The organism is Acinetobacter sp. GWC1_38_13, assembly GCF_001767535.1.
In the GTDB taxonomy this organism is placed as follows: Bacteria; Pseudomonadota; Gammaproteobacteria; order Pseudomonadales; family Moraxellaceae; genus Acinetobacter; species Acinetobacter junii.
In genome coordinates this window covers 3,788-3,997 of record NZ_MELG01000112.1, presented here as the reverse complement: position 1 = coordinate 3,997, position 210 = coordinate 3,788, and the positions used below count along the sequence as shown (strand labels likewise).

The following is a 210-nucleotide window of genomic DNA, read 5'->3' as shown; positions in this document are numbered from 1 at the left end:
TGATTGTATGTTATCGAATTGTCGAAGCACCAGCTATGGCGATGCTGAATCCGATGCTGATTGATCAGAAATGGTCGTTGTCACAAATCGGCGTGCTGATGTCTGTAATAGGTGCAGGGATTGGATTATTAGCCGCTGTTTCAGCTGCATTTTTATTAAAAAAAATAGCCGCAACACAATTGCTGATTTGGGCTGGTTGGGCACGCAGTT

The 210-nt window shown here is 43.8% G+C and carries 1 pseudogene; it reads left to right on the top strand.

Annotated elements, in window-relative coordinates:
• A pseudogene (locus A2003_RS11970) lies at positions 1-210 on the top strand (MFS transporter); the annotation flags it as partial.